At 70.5% G+C, this 24,306-nt stretch carries 25 protein-coding genes, 4 pseudogenes and 1 CRISPR repeat array; of the genes and pseudogenes, 6 read left to right on the top strand and 23 right to left on the bottom strand.

Features of this window, described 5'->3' with window-relative positions; genetic code table 11:
- Positions 1–168: 168 nt before the first annotated feature.
- The 3 genes and pseudogenes from ACGF0D_RS41520 to ACGF0D_RS41510 form a co-directional block, all read right to left on the bottom strand.
- On the bottom strand, positions 169–402 hold the full coding sequence (locus ACGF0D_RS41520; protein WP_392925459.1) for a hypothetical protein: 234 nt from the start codon (positions 400–402) through the stop codon (positions 169–171).
- A gap of 495 nt (positions 403–897) precedes the next feature.
- Positions 898–1,959 carry a homoserine kinase gene (locus ACGF0D_RS41515; protein ID WP_392925461.1) on the bottom strand — a complete coding sequence of 354 codons (1,062 nt, stop codon included), beginning with the start codon at positions 1,957–1,959 and terminating at the stop codon, positions 898–900.
- Positions 1,960–2,076: 117 nt separating this feature from the next.
- Positions 2,077–2,193 (bottom strand): annotated as a pseudogene (locus tag ACGF0D_RS41510) (transposase); the annotation flags it as partial.
- A gap of 154 nt (positions 2,194–2,347) precedes the next feature.
- On the opposite strand from ACGF0D_RS41510, the pseudogene ACGF0D_RS41505 reads away from it, so the two are divergent.
- From ACGF0D_RS41505 to ACGF0D_RS41495, 3 genes and pseudogenes are all read left to right on the top strand, one after another.
- Positions 2,348–2,485: pseudogene (locus ACGF0D_RS41505) on the top strand (serine/threonine-protein phosphatase); the annotation flags it as partial.
- A 208-nt stretch (positions 2,486–2,693) separates the two neighbouring features.
- Positions 2,694–4,127, top strand: coding sequence for an MFS transporter (locus ACGF0D_RS41500; RefSeq protein ID WP_392925458.1), 1,434 nt, complete (start codon positions 2,694–2,696; stop codon positions 4,125–4,127).
- A 52-nt stretch (positions 4,128–4,179) separates the two neighbouring features.
- Positions 4,180–5,040, top strand: a complete 861-nt coding sequence (locus tag ACGF0D_RS41495; RefSeq protein WP_392925456.1) for a helix-turn-helix domain-containing protein — start codon at positions 4,180–4,182, stop codon at positions 5,038–5,040.
- A gap of 118 nt (positions 5,041–5,158) precedes the next feature.
- Here the strand turns inward: ACGF0D_RS41495 and ACGF0D_RS41490 are convergent, their stop codons facing one another.
- The 10 genes from ACGF0D_RS41490 to ACGF0D_RS41445 all read right to left on the bottom strand — a co-directional run bounded on the left by ACGF0D_RS41490 (position 5,159) and on the right by ACGF0D_RS41445 (position 13,177).
- Positions 5,159–6,109 (bottom strand): 3-oxoacyl-ACP synthase III family protein, encoded by a 951-nt coding sequence (locus ACGF0D_RS41490; protein WP_392925455.1) that lies wholly within the window; start codon positions 6,107–6,109, stop codon positions 5,159–5,161.
- A 173-nt stretch (positions 6,110–6,282) separates the two neighbouring features.
- The gene (locus tag ACGF0D_RS41485) at positions 6,283–7,263 is read right to left on the bottom strand and encodes an aldo/keto reductase (protein ID WP_392925453.1); all 981 of its coding nucleotides are present in this window, start codon (positions 7,261–7,263) and stop codon (positions 6,283–6,285) included.
- 28 nt (positions 7,264–7,291) lie between these two features.
- On the bottom strand, positions 7,292–7,831 hold the full coding sequence (locus ACGF0D_RS41480) for a carboxymuconolactone decarboxylase family protein (RefSeq protein WP_392925451.1): 540 nt from the start codon (positions 7,829–7,831) through the stop codon (positions 7,292–7,294).
- Between the two features lie 84 nt (positions 7,832–7,915).
- On the bottom strand, positions 7,916–9,454 hold the full coding sequence (locus ACGF0D_RS41475) for an FAD-dependent monooxygenase (RefSeq protein ID WP_392925450.1): 1,539 nt from the start codon (positions 9,452–9,454) through the stop codon (positions 7,916–7,918).
- A gap of 24 nt (positions 9,455–9,478) precedes the next feature.
- Positions 9,479–9,772 (bottom strand): putative quinol monooxygenase, encoded by a 294-nt coding sequence (locus ACGF0D_RS41470; RefSeq protein WP_392925448.1) that lies wholly within the window; start codon positions 9,770–9,772, stop codon positions 9,479–9,481.
- Positions 9,769–10,416 (bottom strand): histidine phosphatase family protein, encoded by a 648-nt coding sequence (locus ACGF0D_RS41465; RefSeq protein ID WP_392925446.1) that lies wholly within the window; start codon positions 10,414–10,416, stop codon positions 9,769–9,771. The genes ACGF0D_RS41470 and ACGF0D_RS41465 overlap by 4 nt, the downstream gene beginning before the upstream one ends.
- A 20-nt stretch (positions 10,417–10,436) precedes the next feature.
- Positions 10,437–10,679: an acyl carrier protein gene (locus ACGF0D_RS41460; RefSeq protein WP_392925445.1), complete on the bottom strand. Its 243-nt coding sequence runs from the start codon at positions 10,677–10,679 to the stop codon at positions 10,437–10,439.
- Between the two features lie 67 nt (positions 10,680–10,746).
- Complete coding sequence (locus ACGF0D_RS41455; RefSeq protein ID WP_392925443.1) at positions 10,747–11,748, bottom strand: beta-ketoacyl-ACP synthase III; 1,002 nt, start codon at positions 11,746–11,748, stop codon at positions 10,747–10,749.
- Positions 11,745–12,779: an AvrD family protein gene (locus tag ACGF0D_RS41450; RefSeq protein WP_392925441.1), complete on the bottom strand. Its 1,035-nt coding sequence runs from the start codon at positions 12,777–12,779 to the stop codon at positions 11,745–11,747. Before ACGF0D_RS41450 ends, ACGF0D_RS41455 begins: the two co-directional genes overlap by 4 nt.
- The gene (locus tag ACGF0D_RS41445; protein ID WP_392925439.1) at positions 12,776–13,177 is read right to left on the bottom strand and encodes a PaaI family thioesterase; all 402 of its coding nucleotides are present in this window, start codon (positions 13,175–13,177) and stop codon (positions 12,776–12,778) included. Before ACGF0D_RS41445 ends, ACGF0D_RS41450 begins: the two co-directional genes overlap by 4 nt.
- A 500-nt stretch (positions 13,178–13,677) precedes the next feature.
- On the opposite strand from ACGF0D_RS41445, the gene ACGF0D_RS41440 reads away from it, so the two are divergent.
- Complete coding sequence (locus ACGF0D_RS41440; RefSeq protein WP_392925437.1) at positions 13,678–14,655, top strand: aldo/keto reductase; 978 nt, start codon at positions 13,678–13,680, stop codon at positions 14,653–14,655.
- 269 nt (positions 14,656–14,924) lie between these two features.
- Here the strand turns inward: ACGF0D_RS41440 and ACGF0D_RS41435 are convergent, their stop codons facing one another.
- The 4 genes from ACGF0D_RS41435 to ACGF0D_RS41420 all read right to left on the bottom strand — a co-directional run bounded on the left by ACGF0D_RS41435 (position 14,925) and on the right by ACGF0D_RS41420 (position 17,453).
- Positions 14,925–15,500 carry a LuxR C-terminal-related transcriptional regulator gene (locus tag ACGF0D_RS41435; protein ID WP_392925435.1) on the bottom strand — a complete coding sequence of 192 codons (576 nt, stop codon included), beginning with the start codon at positions 15,498–15,500 and terminating at the stop codon, positions 14,925–14,927.
- A 401-nt stretch (positions 15,501–15,901) separates the two neighbouring features.
- The gene (locus ACGF0D_RS41430) at positions 15,902–16,324 is read right to left on the bottom strand and encodes a hypothetical protein (protein ID WP_392925434.1); all 423 of its coding nucleotides are present in this window, start codon (positions 16,322–16,324) and stop codon (positions 15,902–15,904) included.
- A 47-nt stretch (positions 16,325–16,371) separates the two neighbouring features.
- Entirely contained in the window at positions 16,372–16,836 is a 465-nt protein-coding gene (locus ACGF0D_RS41425; protein WP_392925433.1) for an NAD-dependent epimerase/dehydratase family protein, read from the bottom strand.
- On the bottom strand, positions 16,824–17,453 hold the full coding sequence (locus ACGF0D_RS41420) for a ScbR family autoregulator-binding transcription factor (RefSeq protein ID WP_392925431.1): 630 nt from the start codon (positions 17,451–17,453) through the stop codon (positions 16,824–16,826). Before ACGF0D_RS41420 ends, ACGF0D_RS41425 begins: the two co-directional genes overlap by 13 nt.
- 130 nt (positions 17,454–17,583) lie before the next feature.
- Between ACGF0D_RS41420 and ACGF0D_RS41415 the strand changes: the two genes are divergently transcribed.
- A complete protein-coding gene (locus tag ACGF0D_RS41415; RefSeq protein WP_392925429.1) occupies positions 17,584–18,540 on the top strand; it encodes a ScbA/BarX family gamma-butyrolactone biosynthesis protein in 957 nt (318 codons plus the stop codon).
- Between the two features lie 322 nt (positions 18,541–18,862).
- On the opposite strand, the pseudogene ACGF0D_RS41410 reads toward ACGF0D_RS41415, so the two are convergent.
- The 3 genes and pseudogenes from ACGF0D_RS41410 to ACGF0D_RS41400 form a co-directional block, all read right to left on the bottom strand.
- Positions 18,863–19,032 (bottom strand): annotated as a pseudogene (locus ACGF0D_RS41410) (transposase); the annotation flags it as partial.
- Between the two features lie 73 nt (positions 19,033–19,105).
- On the bottom strand, positions 19,106–20,026 hold the full coding sequence (locus ACGF0D_RS41405) for an RICIN domain-containing protein (RefSeq protein ID WP_392925427.1): 921 nt from the start codon (positions 20,024–20,026) through the stop codon (positions 19,106–19,108).
- 144 nt (positions 20,027–20,170) lie between these two features.
- A complete protein-coding gene (locus ACGF0D_RS41400; RefSeq protein WP_392925426.1) occupies positions 20,171–20,557 on the bottom strand; it encodes a hypothetical protein in 387 nt (128 codons plus the stop codon).
- 465 nt (positions 20,558–21,022) lie between these two features.
- Here ACGF0D_RS41400 and ACGF0D_RS41395 point away from each other — a divergent pair, with 465 nt between their 5' ends.
- Complete coding sequence (locus tag ACGF0D_RS41395) at positions 21,023–21,238, top strand: hypothetical protein (protein ID WP_392925424.1); 216 nt, start codon at positions 21,023–21,025, stop codon at positions 21,236–21,238.
- Positions 21,239–21,360: 122 nt separating this feature from the next.
- Here the strand turns inward: ACGF0D_RS41395 and ACGF0D_RS41390 are convergent, their stop codons facing one another.
- The 3 genes and pseudogenes from ACGF0D_RS41390 to ACGF0D_RS41380 all read right to left on the bottom strand — a co-directional run.
- Positions 21,361–21,867: a DUF4265 domain-containing protein gene (locus ACGF0D_RS41390; RefSeq protein ID WP_392925422.1), complete on the bottom strand. Its 507-nt coding sequence runs from the start codon at positions 21,865–21,867 to the stop codon at positions 21,361–21,363.
- A gap of 174 nt (positions 21,868–22,041) precedes the next feature.
- Positions 22,042–22,575: a hypothetical protein gene (locus ACGF0D_RS41385; protein ID WP_392925420.1), complete on the bottom strand. Its 534-nt coding sequence runs from the start codon at positions 22,573–22,575 to the stop codon at positions 22,042–22,044.
- Positions 22,548–22,853: pseudogene (locus ACGF0D_RS41380) on the bottom strand (IS701 family transposase); the annotation flags it as partial. The pseudogene ACGF0D_RS41380 and the gene ACGF0D_RS41385, both read right to left, overlap by 28 nt.
- A gap of 10 nt (positions 22,854–22,863) precedes the next feature.
- Positions 22,864–24,127: a CRISPR direct-repeat array (repeat unit 29 nt; unit sequence GTTGCAAGCCCTCCAGGGCTGATGACCAC).
- Positions 24,128–24,306: the final 179 nt, after the last annotated feature.

The raw sequence follows: 24,306 nt of genomic DNA, 5'->3' as shown, positions 1-24,306 counted from the left end.
GGTGGGCCCACCGGGCCCCCCCCGCCTAAAACCGGGACGGGCTGATGGGCTAGTAGGGTTTAACGCTAATCCGGCGGGGGCCGGTGCGCGGTATGTCGGGGCGCCCCGCCCGCCCGCAGAAGTTCGTGCTGATGTCCGGCCTGCTAAGCGGAACTCAGCCCACCTGAGTCAGTGAAGGCCGAGCAGTGATCCGCTGACCTGCGTGTCCTGTGACATCCGCAGCAGCGCCAGGACCAGCGCGGCCCGCTCCCATCCGATGGGCCCATCGGTGGTCACCGCCCAGGCCAATACAGGGATCGTCAACAGCGCGTTCAAGCGCACGGTGAAGACCGCGGCGAGCAGTCGGGGTCCCACGGCGGGCCGCACTGCCCTGCTAGCGTGGGGCGCCATCGAGAGGATCATCGCTCGATCCCAAACGGGTCGGTCAAGCATGGCGAGCACTCCTGGTTGATCGGCCTTCTCGCCCTGGTCGGTGGTAACGACACCGGCCAGGGCAACCCCACCGTGGGTTGCGGCCTCGGGACTTAAAGCTACTCCCTCGAGCGTGACGGAAGCCGTCGAAGAGGCGTCCGTGCAAACTCGGGCAAGAATCCCTCGGGCATGCCAGTTTTGGCGCACCCACTGACGATCAGCATCCGCGTGCCGGACCCGGCCGAGCTGAGCAAGCGGTGCAAGGCCGCCGGGGTTCCCGTCCGCTCCCTGTACGAGGACTGGACGCAGGCACTGCTCTTCCAGCGTCCCGAACTGGCCGCACCTGGCCCACAGCCCCTACCGGCCGCCGATCCGCGAGGAGCTACCCAACTTCCACAAGGCGATGCGTCAAGGTGCCGCAGATCCCCGCGCCGAACTACATGGAGCAGGTCGCCGATGCCCTCGCCACCGTGCTGGTCCGCACGGTCACGGCATAGCCGCGAACGCCTCCTGCACCATCTCGCGCCGCTCGGTCCACCAGGCCAGGAACCGCTCGGCGGGCAGGAACAGGTGGTCGCAGGAGTGGTCGTCGCGGTCGTAGTGGAAGACCAGCTGCCAGTAGCCGGACATGCGCTTCCACCACAGCCGCTCCACCGCGTCCGCCAGGGCCGGCACCGGGATCGGCACCACCGACCGGTAGCCGGCTACGAACGCGGAGGTCCGCTCCAGTTCGAGGAAGCCGTCCTCGCCGCCGAACTGCACGGTGGCCGTACGGGCGACCTCCTCGCCGAACGGGCGCACGCGGATGCGGTCCCAGTCGAGCACCCCGACGATCTCGCCGTCGCGCCACAGCACGTTGCGGTGCTGCACGTCACCGTGCGTCCAGCCCACCGGCCCGGCCGCCACCGCGGTGCCAGGGCGAAAGTGGGCGTACTTGTCGAGCAGTACCTTGCGTTCGCCCAGTGCCTGGGCCGCCTCGGTGTCGAAAGCCGTCGGGCTCTCCAGGGCGGCGATCAGCGCGAGGAAGCGGTCCGCGTCGGTGCGCGCCGCATGCGGGGTGGTCACCGGGGCGGCCAACAGCTCCGATGCCGGCGGCAGCAGGCGGGCAGTCCGCTCGTCGTTCAGGTTTCGGTGGATCTGGCCGAGCAGGACACCGAGGTCCGCCGCCTGGTCCAGAGTGAGCTCCGTCCCGGGCCGGTGGCCGCCTTCCAGCCAGGGAATCAGGCAGTAGTCGCGGCCTGCGACCTCCGCCACGGTCTGGCCGGAGGAGGTGGCCATCGGTCGCCCGACCGGGACTCCGGCATCTGCCAGCTCCGCCAGGACCGCCAGGTCCCGGCGGGCGAGCGGCAGCGGCACGTCCATGATCCGCTTCAGGGCGAACGCGCCCTCGGGCGTTTCCAGCCGCCAATTCCCGTTCATGAGGCCGTTGGGCAGGAAGTGGCACGCCTGGATCTCACCGAGCCCGAAGGACTCACCGAGGACCACCAGGTCCTCCTCGATGATGCTGTAGCGCGAGCCGCACGAGACGTCGTCCATCGCTTCCGTCACCTGAAGCAGGCTAGCGGAGGCCGAGGCTCGGCGAGGCTGGCTCGGCCCGCTGGTCCCCGCTGGTCGGCGTCGCGTTCCCACTCCTTGAAGTAGCCGTAGACGGTGGTGTGGGGGCGGGAAGTCGTGCGGCAGATATCGCCACGCGATCCCGGTCCGTGCGACGTAGGGGATCGCGTTCACCGCCTCGCGCAGCCCGGTCGTGGGCTCACGCCCTTCGGCGCGGGGCGTCGCCACTCCACCAGCATGGGCTCGATGAGCTTTCACTGATCGTCTTTCAGGTCTGAGGCATACCAGCGCCGTTCCATCACGGTTGATGAATGACGGCGGGCGCGACACGGGCTCGGGCGGGGCCGTCGGGGTGGTGCGGCCGGGCTGCTGCGGCGGTCACGTCGCCGGCGAAGGCTTCGACTACGCCCTCAACGACAACATCCTGCACATGGCCGTGATCGAAGTGATGGGTTACGGTCTGGACGCCGCCGCGATGGCGGCCATCGCCATCGGCGCCTACCGGCATGCCCGGCGCGTGGCGCGGGATGACCGGCGTAGGGAACGCAGAGGGCGCACCAGCGACGACGCCACCCGTTCATGATTGAGTGGCATGGGGGCGCCGCCGACCGCCTCGCCGAACTCGACTCAGGAGCCGGGCCCAGCCTGGCACTGCCAGTGGTAGGCAGGCCGGGGGTAGGCACAGCCGGGTTCTGGCTGGTCAGCACCGGTCGTACCAGGCTGGGACCATGACAACCGATACCGCCGTCACGACGGCTCCGTCAGCCTCCGTCCACATGACCGGCCGCCAGCTCACCGCCCTGGTGGTGCTGCTGGCCTCCCAGTTCATGATGGCGGCCGACTTCTCGATCCTGAACGTGACGCTGCCCCGGGTCGGTGTGGACCTCGGCTTCACGGCCGGGAACCTGCAGTGGATCACCACGATGTTCGCGCTCTGCGCGGCCGGCTGCACCCTGGTCTTCGGCCGGGTCGGCGACTACCTCGGCCGGCGTCGGATCTTCGTCGCCGGCATGGTGGTGCTCGCGGTCGCCTCGCTGATCGGCGGCATCGCCACCTCCCCGGCGCTGTTGCTGGTGGCCCGTACGCTCCAGGGCCTGGCCACCGCGGCCATCACCCCGGCCGCGATGGCGCTGCTGACCACCGCCTTCACCGAGCCCGCGATGCGCACCAAGGCGCTCGGGCTGAACGGCGTCATGATGAGCTCCGGCTTCACCGTCGGCTCGATCCTCGGCGGCGTCCTCACCGCGCTGCTTTCCTGGCGCTGGGCCTTCTTCATCAACATCCCGGTCGCCGTGGCCGCCGTGATCGTGGTCCCGATCGTTGTCGAGGAGAGCCGCGCCGAGACCCGCGACCGCCTCGACCTGCCGGGCGCCCTGCTGATCACCGCCAGCCTGTTCTCCGGCATCTTCGGCATCACCCGGGCCGCCGAGTCCGGCCTGGACGCCCTAGCGATCGGCACCCTGGTGGCCGGGGCCGTGCTGCTCGCCGTGTTCTGGGTGGTCGAGGGTCGTACCGAGGGCGCGCTGGTGCCGGTGCGCATCCTGCGTCTGCCGGACATCGCCCTGAGCAACCTCGGCGCGCTGTTCATCTTCGGCGGCGAGACCGCGATGATCTTCTTCACCGGCCTGTACGTGCAGAACGTGCTGGACTTCTCCTCGCTGGCAGCCGGCCTGGTCCTGCTCGGGGTCGGCGCCGGCCAGATCCTCGGCGGCACCATCGGCCCGAAGATCGTCGGCAAGGTCTCTCCGCGCATCCTGCTGGGCATCGCGCTGGCGGGCCAGGGTGCATTCATGCTGCCGATGGTGTGGATGACGAACGACTCGGTCTGGCTCGTCCCCGTCGTCGTCGCGCAGTTCGTCAACGGCGTTTTTTCGATGTTGGCGATGCTCTCCTTCATGGTGATCGCCACCTCGGCCGTCGACTCCTCGATGCAGGGCATGGCCACCGGCATGGCCACCCAGGCGCAGCAGGTCGGCATCGCCATCGGCATCCCGCTGCTGAGCGCGGTGTTCGCCGCGAGCATCGGCGACGGGGGCGGCGCGGCCGACGAGCTGTCGGGCATCCACCTCGCGCTGACCGTGGACGCGGGGCTGCTCATCGTCGTCGGCCTACTGCTGTGGGCGGCGCTGGGGGGACGGCGCAGCGCGCCGACCGCCGACTGATCTGGCCCGGAGGATCCCTGAGCCCTGTTCAGCCCCGTGTGACACTAGGAGCGTGGAAAAACCAGTGAACACCGACCTGGGTAGCTACCTCAAGCGGATGCGCGAGCGGGTCCAGCCGGAGGAGATCGGGCTGGCGGTGCGCGGTGCGCGCCGGGTGCCCGGCCTGCGGCGCGAGGAGGTGGCGGCGCTCGCCGGGGTGAGCCCCACGTACTACACGCGGCTGGAGCAGTCCCAGACCGCACACGCCTCGCCGGCCATCCTGGTCGCGATCGCACGCGCACTGGACCTCAGTCCGGACGAGGAGGAGTACCTGCTGAAGGTGGGCACTCCGGTGACCGAGCGGGAGCTGCCGGCCCGCCGGGTCGACCAGATCAGCCCGTACACCCGGATGCTGGTCGACTCCCTCGGGAACGCGGCGGTGGCGGTGCTCAACTACCGCTGTGACATCCTCGGCTGGAACTCGCTCTACCACCGGCTGTTCGCTCCGCACCTCGACTTTGACGCGCCGAAGAACGCGTCGGTGCGGCCGAACGTGATCCGGCTGAACTTCCTCGACGACAACGTCCGCGGCCTGTACGTGGACTGGCCGCTGGAGGCCCGGTCGAATGTCTCGTACCTGCGGTTCATCGCCGCGAACCACCGGCACGACCCGCAGTTGGCCGAGCTGATCGGCGAACTGAGCATCAGGAGCGAGGAGTTCGCCAAGCTCTGGATCAGCCACCGGGTCGCGAACTGTACGGTCGGTACGAAGACCTTCGACCACCCGAGCGTCGGGGAGTTCGAGTTGATGTACCAGTCCGCCGACCTGGGCGACGGGAACATTCTGAAGTTCTACCACGCCGAGCCGGACAGCACGCACGACGCGGCGCTGCGCCTGCTCGCGGTGGACCTCGACCCGGTCCGACGGTTCTGACGGGCCGGCATCGGCCGACCCGCGCCGATGAGTAAGCCGCCCGGCAGCGGACTCCCGCTGCCGGGCGGCTTACTCATCGGGACCGTCGGACCGAGGTCCGCGGGCCCCGGCGACAGCCTCAGACGACCTGGAGAGCCGTCACCCCCCAGGTGAACCCGGAGCCGGCCGTGGCGAGCAGCACGAGGTCGCCCGACTCCAGCCGGCCGGCCCGCTCCAGGTCCTCCAGGGCGAGCAGCGGGTCGGCGCCGCCGAGGTGGCCCTCGACCTCGTAGTTGAAGACGCTGCGCTCGTGCGGCAGCCCGAGCGTGTCCAGGAGCTTGACCTGGGTGTTCCGGTTGCCGTGGGTGACCAGCAGGTAGGCCACGTCCTCCATGCCGCGGCCGACGGCGGCGAGCACCTGCTCGGTCAGGGCGGTGAAGTTGGTGATGAACGCCTCGCCGAGGCCCTCGCCGCCCTCCCGGCGGAACACCTTCACCTCGTTCTCCCGGACCTCGCCGTAGTAGAGGTCGACGAAGGTCGGGTCAGTGCGGTTGGCCGAGGCCAGCACCTCGTAGCGCGGCTTCTCGGCCGAGACGAGAACGGCCGCGGCACCGTCGGCGAAGTTGAAGAGCTCGACCAGGCCGCCCGGGCGGTCGACGAGTTCGCTGAGCCGGTCGGCCACGACGACCAGCGCGTAGCGGCAGGCCCCGGCCTTGACCTGGTCGTCAGCGATCCGGATCGCGGTGGGAGCGGCGTTGCAGAAGTTGGACACCTCGTAACAGTGCGCCTGGAGGATGCCGAGCTCTTGGGCGATCTTCGCGGCCGGCGACCAGAACGGGGTCCCCCACTCGCTGGAGCCCGCGTAGATCACCAGGCCGATGTCCTCGGGGGAGACCCCGTTGCGGGCGAGGACCTTGGCGGCGGCGTCCCGCCCGAGGCTCCACGAGCTCTCGCCCGGTCCGAGCGCCGAGAGCCGGCCCGCGGGCAGGATCTCGTTCACCTTGTCCTGGTCGCAGCCGGACTCACGGGCGAGCTGCTCGGCGGTGACCTTGCCGCTGCCGGTGGCGAGGGCGAAGTCTGTGATCCCCATGGTGGTCTCCGAATCGGTGTCGTGCTGGGTGGGCGGGGCGAGGCGGTGCCCCCGCGCGGCCGGCCGTCCTGGTTCGTTTCGGGCTGGAGCGCACGGGGGCAGGACAGGTGCCCGGGACCCGGCCGACGGGGGAGGCCAGGTCCCGGGGGTCCAGGGGGTGGGGGTTCGGACGGTCAGACGTACTCGACGACCGCGTGCGGGACGTACGGGGCTTCCAGCCGGGCCACTTCGGCGTCGTCGAGCTCGATGTCGAGCGCGGCGACCGCGTCCGGCAGGTGGTGCGGCGCGGTGGCGCCGATGACCGGGGCGGTGACGGCGGGCCTCCCCAGCAGCCAGGCCAGCGCGATCCGGGCGCGCGGGACTCCGCGTTCGGCGGCGATCTCGGCGACCGCCCGGGCGACGCGCCGGTCGGCCTCCTCGGTCGGCCCGTAGAACCGCTCCTGGATCGGGTCGCCGGCCGTCCGGGCGGACTTCGCGTCCCAGTCCCGGGTCAGCAGGCCGCGGGCCAGCGGCGACCACGGGGTGACGCCGACGCCCTCCGCGAGGCAGTACGGGATCATCTCCCGCTCCTCCTCGCGGTTGAGCAGGTTGTAGTGGTTCTGCATGCTGACGAACCTGGTCCACCCGTGCAGGTCGGCGGTGTACTGGGCCTTGACGAACTGCCAGGTGTGCATGGACGACGCGCCGAGGTAGCGAACCTTGCCCGCGGTGACGGCGTCGTGCAGAGCCGCCATGGTCTCCTCGATCGGCGTCCCGTAGTCCCAGCGGTGGATGATGTACAGGTCGATGTAGTCGGTGCCGAGCCGGCGCAGGCTCGCGTCCAGCTCACGCATGACGGCGCCGCGGGACAGGCCGCCGGAGAGCGGCCCCGGGCCCATCGCCTCGTACACCTTGGTCGCGATGACGACGTCCTCGCGCCGGGTCAGCTTCTTCAGGGCGCGGCCCAGGTACTCCTCGCTGGTGCCCAGCGAGTAGATGTTGGCCGTGTCGAAGAAGTTGATGCCGAGGTCGAGGGCCTGGGCAATGAACGGCAGGCTCTCCTCCTCCGGCAGCGACCAGGGGTGGGTGCCCCGGCCGGGCTCGCCGTAGCTCATGCATCCGAGCGCCAGCCGGGACACCTTGAGGCCGGACGAGCCCAGCCGTGCGTACTTCACGTCGCTTCTCCTCGTGAGTGGCGGTCGGTCACTTGACTTCGGTCAGACGGCCCCAGGAGGCGATGTCCTGGTCGAGCGGGATTTCCAGGCTGGCCAGGAACATCGCGGTCATCGCGCTGTGGCCGGCCAGGTGGGTGACCTCGGCGACCTCATTCTGCGAGTAGTGCTCGCGCAGGCCCCAGAACGCGTCGTGGCCGGCCTTGTGCTGCAGGATGCAGTCGTCGACGTAGCGGACCAGGGCGGCGCGGGACGGCGGCATCTCCTCGAACCGGCCCTCCTCGATGTCCTTGATCTCGGAGTCGGTCAGTCCGGCCTTGACGGCCAGGGGGTAGTGCAGCAGGCGCTCGAACTCGCTGTCGCGCAGCTTCGCCACCCGCAGCACGATCACCTCGCGGTCCAGCAGGCTCAGCAGGCCGACGGTGAACGAACCGCCCAGGGCGAGGTGCGGACCGGCGGAGCCCTTGGTGAGCAGCAGCGCCCGGGTCAGGTTGGACTGGAACTTCTCGTACACCTCGCGCTGCTCCGCGGTCATGTCGGCGACGTCGGTGAGGGTCACGCGGTCGGTCATCTCGGTTCTCTTCTCTCGGTGTGGTGGTGCGGACGGCCGTTCGGGCCGTTCGGGTTCTCCGGGTTCTCCGGGTTCTCCGGTCGTTCAGCTGGCCACGAGGGCCCGGGCCGGACTCTGCAGGAGGCGGTCGTCCAGCGCCCGGTCGACCGCGCGGACGGCGGCCTCGAGCTCGCGGTCGTCGAGCTCGACGACTCTGTCCAGGTGGCCGTCCGGGCGGACCACGAGCGCGCACGGTGTCGCGCCCAGCTTGGCCAGGACGGGGCCCGGCGGGCGGCCGCCCAGGTCGGTGACCCGGGCGCGGTCGACGGCCTCGGTCAGCCGCTCGACCAGCTGGACCCACCGGTCGTACCGGTATTCCAAGCCGGGCCAGAGCAGGACGGTGTAGCGGTCGACGGCGAGGACCGGCGCGGCGGCGGAGGCCCGCCAACCGAGCGGCAGCCGCTCGCCGGGGACGAGGCCGCGGCGCTTGGGCCGCGGGCCGTAGTGGGTGTCGACCTGGGCCAGCTTCGGTGCCAGGACGCGCTCCAGCAGCTGGGTGGCCGATCCGAACCGGTAGGCGATGTCCCGGCCGATGACCTGGTGCGGCTTGCTGTACAGGCCGATCCGGGCCAGCCGGGTGGACAGCCCGGCCACCGTCTCGACGGCGGGCCGGCGTTCCCGGTCGTAACTGGCCAGCAGACCGGGCCGGTAGTCGCCGCGCAGCACGCCCGAGAGCTTCCACCCCAGGTTCACGGCGTCCTGGATACCGGTGTTGACGCCCTGGGCGCCGGAGGGGCTCATGGCGTGGGCGGCGTCCCCGACCAGGAACACCCGGCCGCGCTGGTAGGTGCTCGCCGACTGGACGTGCGCGGTGAAGACCCCGCTGAACTTCATCTCCCCGAGCCGCCGCTCCCCGGGAACCCGCTCGGACAGCAGCCGCTCGAAGAACGCCCGGTCCGGCTCGCCCTGGTAGCCGTCCGGCACGCTGGCACCCACCCGGAAGATCCCGCCGCCGAGCGGGGCGAGCACCATGTTGCCGGTGCGGGTGAGGTAGTAGGCCGCCTCGCTGCTGGTGGTCTCGCCGACCAGCTCGGCGTCGGTGATCGCCAGGCGGGTGCGCATCGTCCGACCGGCGAACTCGAAGCCGAACGCCGGGCGGACGGTGCTGTTGTAGCCGTCGGCACCCACCACGTAGTCGTACGACCGGGAGGTCGACGCGCCGTCGGGCCCGCGCAGGACGCAGTGGACGGCGTCCTCGGACTGCGTGCCCTCGACGAAGGCGTGGTCGTAGCGGATCGTGCCGCCGAGGGCTTCGAGGTGCTCCTCCAGCACGGCCTCGGTGCGCCACTGCGGGATGGTGATGGCGAACGGGTAGCCGACGCCGCGCAACCGGTCGAACCGGACCAGGCCGATCATCTTCTTGTTGGAGTAGTAGTTCATTTGGTCGAAGTAGTGGCCTGCCGCCACCAGCTTCTCCCCGACGCCCACCCGGTCGAGCAGCTCCAGGATCCTCGGCCAGAGGATGGTGGCACGCGAATGCGGGCTCTGCCGACGGGCGTTGGAGATCACCTCGACCTGGACGCCGTGGCGCAGCAGCTCGGAGGCCAGGACCATGCCGACCGGCCCGGCGCCCACCACGAGCACACGCGGTTGTTCCTCGGCCACCGCTCAGCCGCCGATCTCGGCCAGTCGGTGCACCCGAGCCGGGGCGCGGAAGGCACCGTCGACCGCGGCGAGGAACGCCCGGGTGTACTCCTCCTTCATGTGCAGGTCGATGGCCTCCTGGTCGGCCCAGTCCTCGACCAAGACGACCGTGTGCTCCTCGGCCTCCGACCGGAACACGTCGAAGCGCAGCGCGCCGTCCTCGCGGCGGGTGTGCCGGGCCAGTTCCTGGAACGCGGCCAGGGTCGGCGCGAGCCGCTCAGGGACGAGGTCGAAGGTGACGACGATCTGGATGGTCATGCCGGGGTCCTTTCGTTCGGGGTCGGCGAGGATGCCGCGACAGGCCCGTCCTCGCACTCGTGCGGGGCGACGTCCCAACGCCACCCCTCGATCTGGAGCTCGCCGTCAGGGGAGAGGACGGCGTCGAGGCCGACCGCTCTGCAGTTGCCCGTCATCGCGCCGTGCGCGCCGCCGGGAAGGCCACCGCGCAGCAGGTTCAGGACGCCGCCGTGGGTGACCACCAGGACGGGTCCGTCGTGGTCGGCCGCCACGATGTCGCGCAACGCGGCGACGAAGCGGCGGTGGGCTTGGGCCCCGGTCTCGCCGCCGGGCGGCCCGTAGTCCGGATCGGTGAGCAGCCGGAGCATGGCCTCCGGGTTCTCGGCGGCGTAGCGGGCCCGGTCCAGGCCGTCGACCGTGCCCAGGTGCCGCTCACGCAGGCCGTCGAGGGTGGACAGCGGCAGGCCGAGCCGTTCGGCGGCGGGCCGGGCGGTCTCCACGGCCCGTACCAGCGGGGACGCGTGGACGGCGGCCCACCGGCCCGGCGTCAGCCGCTCGGCCGCCGCCCGGGCCTGGCGCCGTCCTTCGGCGTTGAGCGGGGTGTCGGCCTGGGCTTGGAAGCGGTTGCTGGTGTTGAGGTCGGTCTCACCGTGGCGGAGAAGCACGAGGCGCACGATGGTCGGCCTCAGGCAGCCGCGCCGAGCGAGCTGATCATCTCGGCGGCTTCGCCGACGGTCTGGCCGGCTTCGAGGGCCCCCTCCTGGATGGCGACGCCGAGGCGCTTCTCCAGGATCAGGGACATCTCCAGCAGGGTGAGCGAGTCCACCGCGAGCTCGTCGAAGGCGACCTCCGGGGAGACCTCCTCGGCGGGCACCTGGTACTTGGTGGTCAGGATCTCGATAATCATCTCGGTGACGGTCCGGGTCATTCGTCTCTCCTCGTGCGTACTCGTGTGTGGGGGTGGTGGCCGGTCGTGCGCAGTGGTGCCGCCGGGCTCAGCCCGGGGTGACGGCGGGCCAGGTGAGGGTTGCCGCCCCCCAGGTCGCACCGCCGCCGAAGGCGGTCAGGAGCACCCGGTCGCCGGGCGTGAGCCGGCCGTCGAGAGCACCGTCCGCGAGGGCCAGCGGGATGGAGGCGGCGGAGGTGTTGCCAACCCGGTCGATGTTGAGGACGGCCCGGTCGGTGGGAACGCCGAGTTGGTCGGCGACGGCGTGGACGATCCGGACGTTGGCCTGGTGGGCGACGATCCGGTCGACGTCGGCGACCTGCCACCCGGTCCGGGCCAGGGCCTCCAGGGAGGACTCGGTCATCCGGCGCACGGCGGTGAAGAACACCGACTTCCCGTCCATCCGGAAGTAGGCGTCCTCCGGGCGGGGCGGCCGGCCGCTGGTGCGTTCCTCGGCGCCGCCGCCGCGGACGGTGATCAGGTCGGCCATGCTGCCGTCGCTGCCGAGCCGGATCTGCCGGACCGCGCCCGGCTCGTCCGGCTGCCCGGCACGCAGGACCACGGCACCGGCGCCGTCGCCGAAGATGGCCCTCGTGGAGCGATCCTCGGGGTCGAGGATGGTGCTGAAGGTCTCGGCACCGATGACCAGCACGCTCTCGGCGTGGCCGGCGGCGATGGCGGCCGCACCGGCCTGCAGTGCGTAGAGGAAGCCGGAGCAGACGGCCGCGACGTCGAAGGCCGGGACGCCGACCAGGCCGATCCGGGTGGCGACCGAGGGGGCCGTGGCCGGACAGAGCCGGTCCGGGGTGGTGGTGGCGAGCACCACCAGGTCGACAGTGGTCGTTCCGGCGCTCTTGAGCGCCCGCTGTCCGGCCTCGACGGCGAGATCGCCGGTGGTCATACCGGGGTCGACGACGTACCGCTGGGCGATGCCGGTGCGGGTGCGGATCCACTCGTCCGACGTGTCCAGCCGCTGCGCGAGTTCGGCGTTGGTCACCACCCGCGGGGGAACCGTGGCACCGACACCGGCCAGAACGGCCGCGCGGGTCATCGCGCCACCGCCTCGGCGGCCGCGGACGGATGGCCGGCGGGAAGGCGGTGGGTGACGGCGGAGCGCACCTCGATGCCGACCAGGTCGGCGACGACGGTCATGGTGCGCCAGGTGTCGCCGTTCAGGCTGAGCAGATCCAGCTCGGTGAGCGCGGTGGTGACGGGCACCCCGCCCTCGTACGGGCGGTGCGGGCCGGCCGCAGTCATCACGGTCTGGCGCATCCAGAGAGTGTCGCTGTCCTGACGGCGGACGCCGTCCATCTCGTAGAGCATCACCTGGGCCAGCTGGAGCGCGGTCACGAAGGCGTCGACCATGGTGATCGACGGACCGTGGCCCGACTCCAGGCCGCGGGGGGCCGGACCGGCAGGCTCCTCCTGCTCGATGCCGAGCCGGGCGGTGGCGCGCAGCGCCCCCTGGTCCACCGCGACCTCGCGGATCAGCTGACGGCGAGTGGTGAAGCCGAGGCCGTAGTACCGGTCGGCCGCGGGCCCGAGGGCCTCGGCCGGGTTCGCGTACTCCCACTGGCCCTGACGCGGACTGCCGCTCCGGTGGACCAGCTCGCAGCGGACCCGCATGGTGCCGATCCTGCAGTCGATCACCGAGACCGACCAGCCGGGGGCATCGTCGAGCGCCTCCACGCGGCGGCGCGTGGCGGTCGCCTCCAGCTGGTCGAGGTCCTCCTGCGGGCGGCTGCCCGCCGTGATCCGCACCTCGCGCAGCCAGGCCTCGCCCAGGTCGTCGCCACGCAGGTCGGACAGGCAGAGTTCGGCGAGCTGGGCGGCGAGCACCAGCCCGTCGACGGTGCTGAAGTGGGGCCGGAGGTCGCCGACGGCCTTGCGTGACCAGTCGGCCGGGTAGCGGACCCCGACCACGGCACGGGCGCCGGCCACGCCGCCCGCGGTACGGACGACCCGGATCCGGCTCAGGTCGTAGTGGACCCGCCGGAAGCCCCGGCCGAAGAAGCGCCGGTCGCCGGGGCCGAGGTAGTCGTCGACCGAGGCCAGTGAGGTGTTCGCGACCTGGGTTGTCATCGGTTCTCCGTCCGTCGGGTGGCGTCCTGGGACTGGCCGGCCCGGCGCCGGGCGGCGCCGCGCCGGATGACGCAGGTGAGCAGCGCGGTGCACGTCCGCTGCCCGGAGTCGTCGGTGATGGCGATCTGATAGGAGGCCACCGACTGCCGTTCGTAGAGCGGGCGGCACTCGCCGGTCAGGGTGCCGGAGGAGACCCAGCGGTGGTGCGTGCAGGAGAGATCGAGGCCGACCGCGCTTCCGCCCGGTCCGGCGTGCACCAGTGCCGCCAGCGAGCCGAGGGTCTCGGCCAACACCGCGTTGGCGCCACCATGCAGGATGCCGATGGGCTGGCGGTTGCCGGTGACGGGCATCGTGCCGGTCACCCGTCCGGGTTCACAGGTCTGGATCTCGATTCCCATGCGCTGGGTGAGCTGTTCTAGTTCGTAATCGGTATCGACGGGAACTGGCCCGAGCGTCATGCGGGACATCACGGCATCCTTCCGCCCGCGGGCACGGGCACAGGAATGGCGGGAGCAGGCAGCTCTGCTGGATTGGAGAATTCTGGGAATTCCGCAGGCACTGCGTGGTCGACGGGGTTCGGCAAGGGCGACGCTGCCCGCGAATCCGGCCGTCGGACCGGCGCTGCGGAATTGAACGACTCCAAGTCAACACGATCGACGGGGGACGAACAAGCGGGTGGCCGATAGCTGCCACGAGCCGCTTGGGACCGGTCGTTCCGGATCTGCTGACCCCTCCAGTGGGACCGACACCGGGTGCCCCGATCGGACTGACGGGACATCAGGACCGGCTTGGCGACCGGTCGTCGCCTGTGGTTGTCTGCTGCTGTCAGGGCCGAGCGAGGGCGGCCGTCACACCCGCCCCGCCGTTGTCCGTTCACGAAGGGATGGTTTTGTCCTCCATGCAACACGTTTCTCTGGGAGCGCTCGCGGTGTCCCGCATAGGCCTCGGCACGATGTCGATGTCCGACTACTACACCGGCGCGGGCGAGGACGACGCGGAATCGGTACGAACGATCCGACGCGCAATCGACCTCGGGGTGAACTTCCTGGACACCGCGGAGATCTACGGCCCTTTCACGAACGAGGAGCTGGTCGGCCGGGCCATCGTCGGGCGGCGCGACGAGGTGGTGCTCGCCACCAAGTTCGGCCTGGTCGCGCACGGCGGCGCCGGCCCGAACTCGCTCGACAGCTCTCCGGCCAACATCCGTACCGCAGTGGAGGGTTCACTGAGGCGGCTGGGCACCGACCGGATCGACCTGTACTACCAGCACCGGGTCGACCCGGACACCCCGATCGAGGAGACCATCGGCGCGGTCGCGGAACTGGTCCATGAGGGCAAGGTACGGCACATCGGCCTGTCCGAGGCCGGCCCGGAGACCGTCCGGCGCGCCCACGCGGTCCACCCGGTGACGGCCGTGCAGACCGAGTACTCACTGTGGACCAGGGATCCGGAGGCAGCACTGCTGCCGTTGCTGCGCGAGCTCGGCATCGGACTGGTCGCCTACTCGCCGCTCGGCCGCGGCTTCCTCACCGGGACGATCCGCTCGGCTGACCAACTCGACGCCGAAGACTTCAGGTTGACGACACCTCGGTTCGCCCGTGCGAACCTCGACGCCAATCTGCGCATCGTGGACGAGGTGGAGCAGGTGGCCGCGGAGGCCGGGGTGACAGCGGCCCAGGTCGCACTCGCCTGGCTGTTGGCCCAAGGGGAGGACATCGCGCCGATCCCCGGGACCAGGCGCAGCGCCCGGGTCGAGGAGAACGCGGCCGCCGCGGCCGTCACGCTCACCCCGGCCCAGCTGGGGCGACTCGACGCACTAAGGCCGGCGGTGGGGGCGCGGTACGCCGAACAGGACCTCGCCCGAACGGGTCTCTGACCCGAAGCCACAGGTAGGTGCCGACGGTCAGTCAGCGCGGTGAGGTTGTAGGTCATGAGCGCGCCCCACGTCCACATCGCGTTGACCGCGTGCGAAGCCGACGGCAGATGGTTCAGGGCCGGCGCCGGCCCGGCGTGCGGGAGACCGTACCCGTATCAGCCCGACTCCCGCCGCACCACCTGCGGATTGGGGTCTGAGGGGCGCGGCCGGGGCGGGCCACCCTGCTCCGCCCCGGCCGGACGACCCCGTCCCACGGAGCCGGCGAGCCGTCAGACCCAGGTCCGCCGGGCGGCTTCGGCACCGGCCTGGAAGCGGCTGCGGGCGCCGAGCCTGGTCATCAGGTCGGCGATGGTCCGCCGGTTGGTGCGCACGGAGAGCCCGGTGCGGGCGGCAATGGCCTCGTCGGTCAGCCCCTCGGCCAGCAGCCGCAGGACCTCGCGCTCCCTGTGGCCCGGTCCGCTGTCGTCCCCGGAATCCTCTGATGACTTCAACTCACGCCCCTGGTCCCAGAGTTGCTCGAAGAGCAAGCGGCATGCGGCCACCGGGGCCACGCCACGCAGGAAGACCCAGCCGAACTGTTCGGCGAGTGGGTCGGTCGGGACGATCGCCGCGTCCCGGTCGGCGACGGCCATCCACAGGGGCGGCCGGTTCACCGCCAGGAATTCCACGCCGAGGGCCGCCATCCGGTCGGCGCTCCCACCGAAGGCGGGATCATCCAGGTTCTCGGGGCCGATCGCGCGGACCCGCACCCCACGGCTGATCAGTTCCGTACCCAGGAGTTCGAGGCGGGCGCGGAGCTGAGGTTCGACCGGCGCGCTCGGCAGCACCAGCAGGATCTCGCGCACGGCCCGTCTGGCAAGCGCGCCGAGCCCGTCGAGCAGTCCGATCGAGCAACCGGGGCCCGGTAAGGGTCCGCCCGGACTCGGGGTCTGCGCCGGGGCGCTCCCACCGCTCCTCGGCGGCACCTGCCAGCTGCCCGCGGTTGCGGCGTCCCGGGCGGCGGCCGGCCTGCGCGGACCGGTCCCGGGAACTCGATCCTTGGGCCCAGCCAGTACCTGGACCTCAGACGTACCCATTGCTCCCCCTGTCACGTTCGAGCGGCCGAGCCGGAGGGCCACATGACGTCCCGGATCTCCGGTTGTGCTAGCCCCCCGCCCGCCGCCCGGGCCTACTCCGGCAGCGAGAATACAGAACGTTCGCATTTTTTTAATGTGACGGGACTCACAATCACCCGGGGGCGGCCTGCTCAGGACGGGCCCAGAGCCCCCCGGTACCAGGGGGCCGCGATCCGAGCCAACGGCCCCGGTCCGGCGGGGCAGTCGGCGACTCGCCAGATATCCTCGCTGCGGTACCAGCGGTCCCGTGCCACCAGTCCGAACTGGCGCTCCGAGAGCCGCCCGGGGTTCGCCGCGAGCAGGTGCAGGCACTCTCCCCACGGCCGGTCCGGTCCCGTCGGCGCGACCAGGACTCCGTATCGGGCCAACGCCGCCAGCAGGTCCCCGACGTGCACCGGCTCGGGGTGACTCGCGTGATGGACGTCGGACGGAGCCGCGTGCTCCCCGGTCGCGAGAGCACCGATCAGGCGGGCCAGATCGTCGCGGTCCACCATCGACAGCTGGGCCGACCCACCGCCCCAGAGCGCTGGAACCCCACGGACCAGTTCACCCATCGCGGGCACCACCCACCGGTCACCGACTCCGGTGACCAAGCCGGGCCTCAGCACGACGCCACCCGCGTCCAGCACGAAGCGCTCTCCGAGGAGCCTGCTCCGACTGGCTTCCGACACCGGTTCGGCCGGCGCGCCGCACACCTCAATGCCCGAGTGTGACCCCTCCCCCCGTACACCGCGGCGGTGGACAGGTGGACGATCCGGCCCATGCGGGCCCGGACGGCCTCCGCCATCGGCGCCTCGGCCCCGCGGACGTTGACCGTCTCGCACTCCTCCGCGCCGCCACCAACCCGGGAGGCCAGATGGACCACCACCTCGGCACCGTCGCACAGCCGAGTCAGCGCCTCAGGGCCCGTGAGGTCACAGCTCACCCAGTCCACTCGTCCGTCGCCCTCCGGCACCCGGCGGGCCAGCGCGCGCACCCGCGCACCGCCGTCGGTCAGGACCCGCAGCACGGCCGAGCCGATGAAGCCGGTCGCTCCCGCGAGCCCGACCCGGGTCAGCACGACCATCCCCGGCGCTGCTCGGCGTCCAGCACCAAGGCGCCGCGCGTTCCCGGCGTCGCGATGCCGGGCAGCAGGCAACGCCAGAGGTTGGCGATCCGCTCCGGCAGGTCCGCCCGACCGCTCGCGATCTGCGACATCACCTGGGAACCGGTGAACCCCGCCACCAGGACGGCGGCGAAGACACCCTCCTCCGCTTCGGGCAGCAGCTCGCCCGCCGCCCGGGCCGCGGTCAACTCGGCCCGGAAGCGCTCGATCCACTCCTGGTAGATCGAGTACTCGGACAGCCCGGCCTCACCCTGCTCGACCGCCAGCCGCACGCCGGCCCGGAAGACCACGTTCCGCTGGAGTTCGTGGGCGAGATAGAAGGTGAGGTCGACCAGCTGCTGGAGGCCGCCGGGCTTCCGGGGCAAGCCCTCCAGATGAGCCGCCTGGTACATGATCACCGCCCGCGCCAGTCCCTCCTTGGACTTGAAGTGGAAGTAGATCGCCCCCGGGGTCGTCGCGGCGCGTTCCGTGATTCTCGTGATCGAGCCACCAGCGAAGCCGGACTCGTCGAACACCTCGGCCGCCGCTTCCAGGATCAGCTCTCGGGTACGAACCGCACGCTGCTGTCTGCCCACCATTGACGCCTCCCCGTCCAACTTCCAGAAGAAAAACAGAGCACCAGGCCGAACCGTCGTTCGATATATTCGATACCGTCCACCACCCCGGATGCACAATCGAAAAGCACCGAAAGAAGGAAAGTGCACCACCATGTCCGATAGTGGAATCCTCTTGGAATCGGCCGCCTGCCACGCCGTCACCGGAAAACTCGTCCACAAGCTGGATCCTGACGAGGCCTTCCTTACGATGTGGCGCCGGACCGGACCCGACACCTTCTCTGTGACCGCACACTGGCCCGCTGACCGGCCATTCTACCGATCGGCCGACGGTGGCTTCGATTCCTTACTCCTGACCGAGACGGTCCGTCAACTCTTCCCGCTGATCAGCCATGTGGGATACGACACACCCTTCGAGTGCCATCTGGTCTGGGAGAACTACCGGTACGACCTCGATCCGGCGTTGCTGCGGGCCGGCAGTGGACCGGTCGCACTGGAACTGCGCGTGACCTGCTCCGACCTCGTCCGCAGGAGGACCGGGCTGGCTGGCATGACGATGGACGTGGACGTCCTGCGGGGCGGAATCCGACTCGCCACGGCCACCTCCCGGTTCACCGTTCAGGCGCCCGCGATCTACCGGCGGCTGCGTGGGGCCAATTTCGATCGGGTGTGTGCGATGGCATCCGCACCGCCGGCCCCGGAAGGGATTCCCGCACCCCTCGCCGGACGCTCCGATCAGGCCGACGTGGTACTTTCCGAAATCCCACACGTGGATGTTCCGGAACAGATAGCGAGCGAAATGTCTGGTTTATTGGGACCGAACTCCGACAGTTGGTGGCTGCGGGTGGACATCACCCACCGCACGTACTTCGACCATCCGGTCGACCACGTTCCCGGCGCGCTGCTGCTGGAGGCCGCCCGGCAGGCCGCCCAGGCCCTCTGGTACCCGGTGCCGGCCTTGCCGCTGACCATGTCCGCCGCGTTCCACCGCTACGTGGACCTCGACGCCCCTTGCCGCATCACGGCGCGGGTCGAGTCTCCCGCCCTGGCCAGGGTCACCGCCGAACAGTACGACCGGCTCTGCTTCACCTCGGAGGTCGGTACCGCATGAGCCGGTGAACCGCCCCGTTGCCACCCGACGGCCGACGGCGGTCCGGCCCAGCGCCCGGCCCGTGCCGGTGGCGAGGGCCGCCGCGGCCGATCACGCCTTGTCTCCATACGCAGCGACGACCAGAGCGGGTTCGTCGTGCTCCCGTGCGAGTGGGTCGTCGAGCGCACCCTGGCCTGGCTGATGCGCTCATGCCGCCTGGTCCGCGACTACGAGACCCTGCCCGCCAGCAGCAAAGCCGCCGTCCTGTGGTCGATGACCATGCTCATGGGGCGCCGCCTCGCCCGGCACCGTACCCGCGCGGTCAGCCCGTTGTCCGCCGCGGCCAGGCGTCGAACTCCGTGGGCATCTCCCGCCATCGCCCGCCCGCCCGAAACCGCCAGATCACCCCCTCGAACTGCTGCCGCAGCCGCTCCGGGTACGGCTGTACTCGCCGATCGGCAAATACGGCTCGATGAACTCCCGCTCCACATCGGTCAGTTGCGATCGCGTCACGCAACGCGGCCTACTGGATCAGGACCCGCAGCAAGGGTGAAACCCACAGATTGATCACGCCCAAATGCGAGCCCTAATTGGTGGTGATGTCCGAAATCCCGGCGGGGGCAGGGACGGGTTCGAGGGCGAAGGTCTGGCCCGTGGGCGTTGTGGCACAGGGGAGTTGGAGCACCGAGGCGCCCGGGGTGGCGATGCCTCCGGGGACGGTGACGCACGCGTCGGTGTGGGCCGGCCGGATCAGGTAGGCGCCGGAGCCGTACATCGACGGGCGCAGCCTGAACCGTTCGGCGGTGCCCCGGCGGCCGCAGTAGTCGTTCATCAGGGTGGCACCCTCGGTGAGCAGCCCGGAGTCGACTCCCAGGCAGCCGTGGCCGAGAACGGGATGGAGCGAACGGATCGTGTAGAGGCCGTCGGCCCCCGGCTCCAGGACGTAGGTGGGCACGGCGCCGGCGCAGTCGACCTGCGTCACCCGCCCACCGCTGTCCTGGACGGCCGACTCGCCGAGGCACAGGCCCGATCCCGTTGGCCGGATCCGGTACGCCCCGGCGGCGAGCGGGGGCGGATCCTGGGCGGCGCTTCCGCGGGGTGCGGCGGTGCCGGGGGAGCGGGCGGGGCCGTTTCGGAGCGCCAGGACTCCCGCCACCGTGCAGAGCACGGCTAAGAGGGCCCCGAGCAGCGCTGCACCCCGGGACAGCCGCCGCGAGCCGGGCACCGGCGGAGGTGGTGGGGCGGAGGTGCTCGGTCCCACCCCACCGGTGTCGTCGGTCTCCTCCTTGCCCGATGCCAGGCGGGCGCGTGCCTCCAGCCAGGCGGCCGGAGGTCCCTGGTGGCCGCAGGCGAGGAGGAACGCCCGCAGCACTTCGGGCCTGGGCAGTTGGTCATGGCGCAGATTGGCGGCCACCGTGCTGCGCGGGAGCGTCTCGCCGAGTTCGGCGGCGCGTTCCTCCAGGGCGCGGTAGGTGAGTCCGGACCGTTCTCGTAACTCCCGCAGCAACGCGACGAATTGAGCCGCGTTATGGGCGCGGGCTGGATCGGGGGACGGTGGCGGAGAACTCATCCCGCGATTCTTGCGGAGCACCGCGGGCGGAACCATCGGGATTTGAGCCGTTCATGACCAGCGATCCCCGGGTGGGTATGCCTAGTACCAGGCGGTGCCCCAGCCGGAGCACTCGGTGACCTGACTGCCGTTCAGCGAGCAGACCTGGAAGGTGAACTGGTCGCCGGACTTCATGCCGGTGTTCGGGGACTGGTTGGCGGACTGACCGTTCACGCCGCTCTGCCAGCGGTGCCAGAGCGTGCCGGTGAGGGTGGAGTTCACCTTCTTCCAGACCACCCTGGCAGAGGTGGTGTCGTCGGCCTGGTTGTCCCAGAGGCGGAAGGTGTCGGTCTCGCTGATGTACTCGACGCCCGCGAGGTTGTTGGTGGTGCGCAGGGCGGTGGTCTTGGCCGCGGCGGGCGTCACCGCCAGCGTCACTACTGCCAGGGCGGCTGCCACGGTGACGACGATGCGACTCGGGTTCTTCATGGGGGTGCTCCTCGATCGGGGCCCGTGACGTCGGCAGGACTGCCGTGGTGGGCGCTCCCAGCTTGTGAACCGGCGTGGGGGCGGGTCAACGGCGCTCGCCCGTCTGGGACATGGCGCGGCGGGCCGGTGGTCCGTGGCCTTGCGTGTCCCGGGCCGTCCGGGACGCGTCCGCACACCGGGCCGGGTGCCGTGGGAGCGCCCTCGCGTCGTCGGTCCGGTGCGGTGGCCGGCTCTGCCGCCGCTGCGCTGTCTGTCCCGGACAGGTCGGACACCGCTGGTCAGCGGCCGGGCGGCTGTCCACGGGTGTCCGGGACGGCTGATCTCCTTGCCCGGCCGCTCCGGTGGGTGGTGGAGTTCGAGTCGCTCGGCCCCCGGCTGCTCCGCCACGAACGGTTCCGGCCGAGGACCGGGCCGTGGATTGGGTTCGTCCGGGCCTGGCTTTCGTCACACCACGAGGAGTTCACGATGATCAAACTCAAGCACGCGGCCGTCGGCGTCGCCGTCGCCGCCAGTGTCGTCCTGGGCGCTGCGGGTACCGCGCATGCCGAGAGCTGGATCACCCTGCGTTCGGGGATCAGCCTCGCCACCTGCGAGGCCGAGAAGAACGGTGCCACCCAGCCGGTCCGGTGCATCGAGTCCCCGAAGGGCAGTGGCAAGTACAAGTTCCAGGTCTGGGCCTGAGCGGTGCGACCCGGCCGGCCGGCCCGCAACTCCCCGGTCGGCCGCCACCCGGGCCCTCCGGAACTGCTCGTCTAGGGCTCGAACAAGGGCAGCGGGTCGCCGATCCGAGTCGAGGGCCGCGTTCACTCGTCCTCAACGCCTGCACTTGTTTCCCAGGCGGCAGTGACACATCCCTCTTCCCAGTGCCACCAGCCTTTCGCCTCGCCGTGTTCGAGCAGCTTGCGTATCCGCTTGAGGTCCGCTTCCGGCGGGACGTCCAGCGCGACCATCCGGAACTGCTCGATGCCCTCGCCGGTGGTGCCGAGCCGGTAGAAGGTCTCCAGCACGGTCTGCCGGGCGGCGGCAGAGCCTGCGTCCTTCAGGACGATCAACCGGATGGTGCAGTTTTCCGAGGGGTGCACGGTCTCCCCGGCCCACCGCAAGCCATCGTCATCGACGTTCACGCGGATGACATCGCCGCTCGCGATGCCACGGACGAACCAGGGGGTGTTGTCGAGGCGCGCTGTTCCGTCGCCGAGGTCCACGGCCCACAGGCTCTCGACGCTAGCCGGTGGCCAGCCGTCCTCGTCGACCTCCATCTGGAAGTGGACCTTCACGTGGGCGTCGCTGATGTTCGTCACCCGCGCCATCATCCACCTGGGCCGGCCAGGACCGACGCGCAGCGCCCCAGCGCTCGGACTGGATGGGTCAGGCGGGCCTGCCAGCGGGCGCTCCTGAACTACCTGGGGCTGTTCGTGAGTCAATCAGTCAACAGGGTGGGGTGCCTCTGTCGGGGCGACGGAGGTGCCACACCGGGTGATGCCTTACTCGTCCTCCTCGTCGTCCTCGGATTCGGCGGTCCACCACAGGTCGATCCGATAGGTTTCCAGAGTCTCGTGGTGGGCCGCGAAGACGGCGTCCGAGTTGAGTTGACCTTCCGGGGTGGCCAGTTGGGCACGCAGTCTGCTCTGCTGGTCCTCGGCGGCCCCGCGCCCCTTCCAGGAGACACGGCCCTTGTACAGGCCGGGGCGTGGCAGGTCGAAGCAGCCGGCGATCTCGGGTGAGAACGCGCGGATGACCACGCATCCTGTCGGTGCGTCGAGTTCAACCTCGCGTTCGCCCTCGGCTCCCCAGTCGCTGCCGGCCGCTGCCGGGCCGTCCCACACGCGAACCAGGATCTCGGCGGGGGCAGTGCCCTGGAGACTGTGGACGTAGATCTGGGAACCGGTCCCGGCGACCACATCCCGCCGGCTCCTGGCGAGAGCTTCGTTGCTCGGCACGGTGGCATCGGAGTCGTACACCACGATCTTGCCGTTGTCGGGCCAGGCTTCGGTGCGGAACTCGAAGAGGACGGGCACCACTTTCTCCTCGCTGCTCTGACCAGTAGTCGGCTACGGAAAGCGTGCGCGAGCATGGCCAGGGTGGTCCAGCGGTGCCATGAGACCCAGCGACGGACCTGGTGCTCGTCCAGCCCGGCCAGATCCTTGGCGGCCTGGAAGGTCTCCTCGACCGTCCAGCGGCGGCCGGCCGTCTTGACCAACTTGGACAGCGGGACGGGGTGGGGCGAGTAGCAGCGGTTGTAGGAGAGTTCGCCGGTGCGTCGGTTGCGTCGAATGAGCAGCCACCGGTGGCCTGGGCCACCTACCGTTGCAAACCCTCCAGGGCTGATGACCACTCGAGGTCGGAGTCGAGGAACAGCGGGAGCTGTGGCTGTTGCACGCCCTCCAGGGCTGATGACCACCCGCGGCGGCGCCCCGGCCTGGTACCGGCGCCTGCCGTTGCAAGCCCTCGAGGGCTGATGACCACGCGTGTCCGTGACCCGGATCGTCGCCCACTCCGGCTGTTGCAAGCCCTCCAGGGCTGATGGCCACACGGAGACCCAGGTGTTGGCCAACGGGACCATGTGGTGTTGCAGGCCCTCCAGGGCTGATGACCACACGACGTGCTGCTGCTCGTCCCAGCAGTCGTAGATGTTGCAAGCCCTCCAGGGCTGATGACCACGGACACCATGCCCGTGGTGACGGACGGGGAGGTGATGTTGCAAGCCCTCCAGGGCTGATGACCACCTCAACGCCCGCCACGCGGTGTGGGAGCAGGCCCGGTTGCCAAGCCCTCCAGGGCTGATGACCACTGGCCCGGTAGACCTGGCTGAGCGCGATCCGGCTGCGTTGCAAGCCCTCCAGGGCTGATGACCACCCTGCGCCATGGCGTTGATGTAGGAGACCTTCATGGGTTGCAAGCCCTCCAGGGCTGATGACCACCGGGGCGGATGCGGCCCAGCGCGATCACGCGCTGGCGTTGCAAGCCCTCCAGGGCTGATGACCACCGCGCGGCCATGGTCAGCGCCTCCCGTCGGCCGGGGGTTGCAAGCCCTCCAGGGCTGATGACCACCGAGGGGGAGACCAAGTTCCTGGGCCGCCTCGGGCTGGTTGCAAGCCCTCCAGGGCTGATGACCACCCCGGTCGCCGGTGTCCATCGCCACACACTCCCCGGTGTTGCAAGCCCTCCAGGGCTGATGACCACTGGCCGGGCCTCCCGTCGGCCAGACCACGAGCGACTGTTGCAAGCCCTCCAGGGCTGATGACCACGGCAGGGCCCTCGACCCGGAGCACCTGGAAAAGGTCGTTGCAAGCCCTCCAGGGCTGATGACCACCCTGAAGCACCTGGCCGCAGCCGATACGGCTTCGACGTTGCAAGCCCTCCAGGGCTGATGACCACGGCCGCGGCCGACGTCGAAGTCCTGGCAGCCGACTCGTTGCAAGCCCTCCAGGGCTGATGACCACGAGAGGCGGCCGGCGGTGCGCACCGCCCAGGGCATGTTGCAAGCCCTCCAGGGCTGATGACCACTTGACTGTCAGTCAAGTCTGCGGCTGGACCGAAGGTTGCAAGCCCTCCAGGGCTGATGACCACCCGAGGGTAAAGCATCAGGTCGCCAGAGGTATCGAGTGGCCGGGTGGTGACTGTTCTGCAGCGACTGGCCGGTAGCGCATCATCGCACCCATGGGGGCCGGGCCTGTCAAGCGCGTGTGGCTGTCTGGCCTCGGGGTTTTGTCTTGTTGCTTCCGGGGCGGGGTGGTCTGCATGGCTTC

The organism is Kitasatospora sp. NPDC048298 (genome assembly GCF_043201465.1).
GTDB lineage: Bacteria > Actinomycetota > Actinomycetes > Streptomycetales > Streptomycetaceae > Kitasatospora.
The sequence above is the reverse complement of the archived record's forward strand: the minus strand, read 5'-3'. Positions and strand labels throughout refer to the sequence as shown.

What these genes read in the sequence shown, in the direction of transcription:
- ACGF0D_RS41520 (WP_392925459.1), bottom strand. Translation starts at nt 402, where the DNA reads ATGATCCTCTCGATGGCGCCCCACGCTAGCAGGGCAGTGCGGCCCGCC.
- ACGF0D_RS41500 (WP_392925458.1), top strand. Translation starts at nt 2,694, where the DNA reads ATGACAACCGATACCGCCGTCACGACGGCTCCGTCAGCCTCCGTCCAC.
- ACGF0D_RS41490 (WP_392925455.1), bottom strand. Translation starts at nt 6,109, where the DNA reads ATGGGGATCACAGACTTCGCCCTCGCCACCGGCAGCGGCAAGGTCACC.
- ACGF0D_RS41480 (WP_392925451.1), bottom strand. Translation starts at nt 7,831, where the DNA reads ATGACCGACCGCGTGACCCTCACCGACGTCGCCGACATGACCGCGGAG.
- ACGF0D_RS41470 (WP_392925448.1), bottom strand. Translation starts at nt 9,772, where the DNA reads ATGACCATCCAGATCGTCGTCACCTTCGACCTCGTCCCTGAGCGGCTC.
- ACGF0D_RS41460 (WP_392925445.1), bottom strand. Translation starts at nt 10,679, where the DNA reads ATGACCCGGACCGTCACCGAGATGATTATCGAGATCCTGACCACCAAG.
- ACGF0D_RS41455 (WP_392925443.1), bottom strand. Translation starts at nt 11,748, where the DNA reads ATGACCCGCGCGGCCGTTCTGGCCGGTGTCGGTGCCACGGTTCCCCCG.
- ACGF0D_RS41450 (WP_392925441.1), bottom strand. Translation starts at nt 12,779, where the DNA reads ATGACAACCCAGGTCGCGAACACCTCACTGGCCTCGGTCGACGACTAC.
- ACGF0D_RS41445 (WP_392925439.1), bottom strand. Translation starts at nt 13,177, where the DNA reads ATGGGAATCGAGATCCAGACCTGTGAACCCGGACGGGTGACCGGCACG.
- ACGF0D_RS41440 (WP_392925437.1), top strand. Translation starts at nt 13,678, where the DNA reads ATGCAACACGTTTCTCTGGGAGCGCTCGCGGTGTCCCGCATAGGCCTC.
- ACGF0D_RS41430 (WP_392925434.1), bottom strand. Translation starts at nt 16,324, where the DNA reads ATGGGTGAACTGGTCCGTGGGGTTCCAGCGCTCTGGGGCGGTGGGTCG.
- ACGF0D_RS41425 (WP_392925433.1), bottom strand. Translation starts at nt 16,836, where the DNA reads ATGGTCGTGCTGACCCGGGTCGGGCTCGCGGGAGCGACCGGCTTCATC.
- ACGF0D_RS41420 (WP_392925431.1), bottom strand. Translation starts at nt 17,453, where the DNA reads ATGGTGGGCAGACAGCAGCGTGCGGTTCGTACCCGAGAGCTGATCCTG.
- ACGF0D_RS41415 (WP_392925429.1), top strand. Translation starts at nt 17,584, where the DNA reads ATGTCCGATAGTGGAATCCTCTTGGAATCGGCCGCCTGCCACGCCGTC.
- ACGF0D_RS41400 (WP_392925426.1), bottom strand. Translation starts at nt 20,557, where the DNA reads ATGAAGAACCCGAGTCGCATCGTCGTCACCGTGGCAGCCGCCCTGGCA.
- ACGF0D_RS41395 (WP_392925424.1), top strand. Translation starts at nt 21,023, where the DNA reads ATGATCAAACTCAAGCACGCGGCCGTCGGCGTCGCCGTCGCCGCCAGT.
- ACGF0D_RS41390 (WP_392925422.1), bottom strand. Translation starts at nt 21,867, where the DNA reads ATGGCGCGGGTGACGAACATCAGCGACGCCCACGTGAAGGTCCACTTC.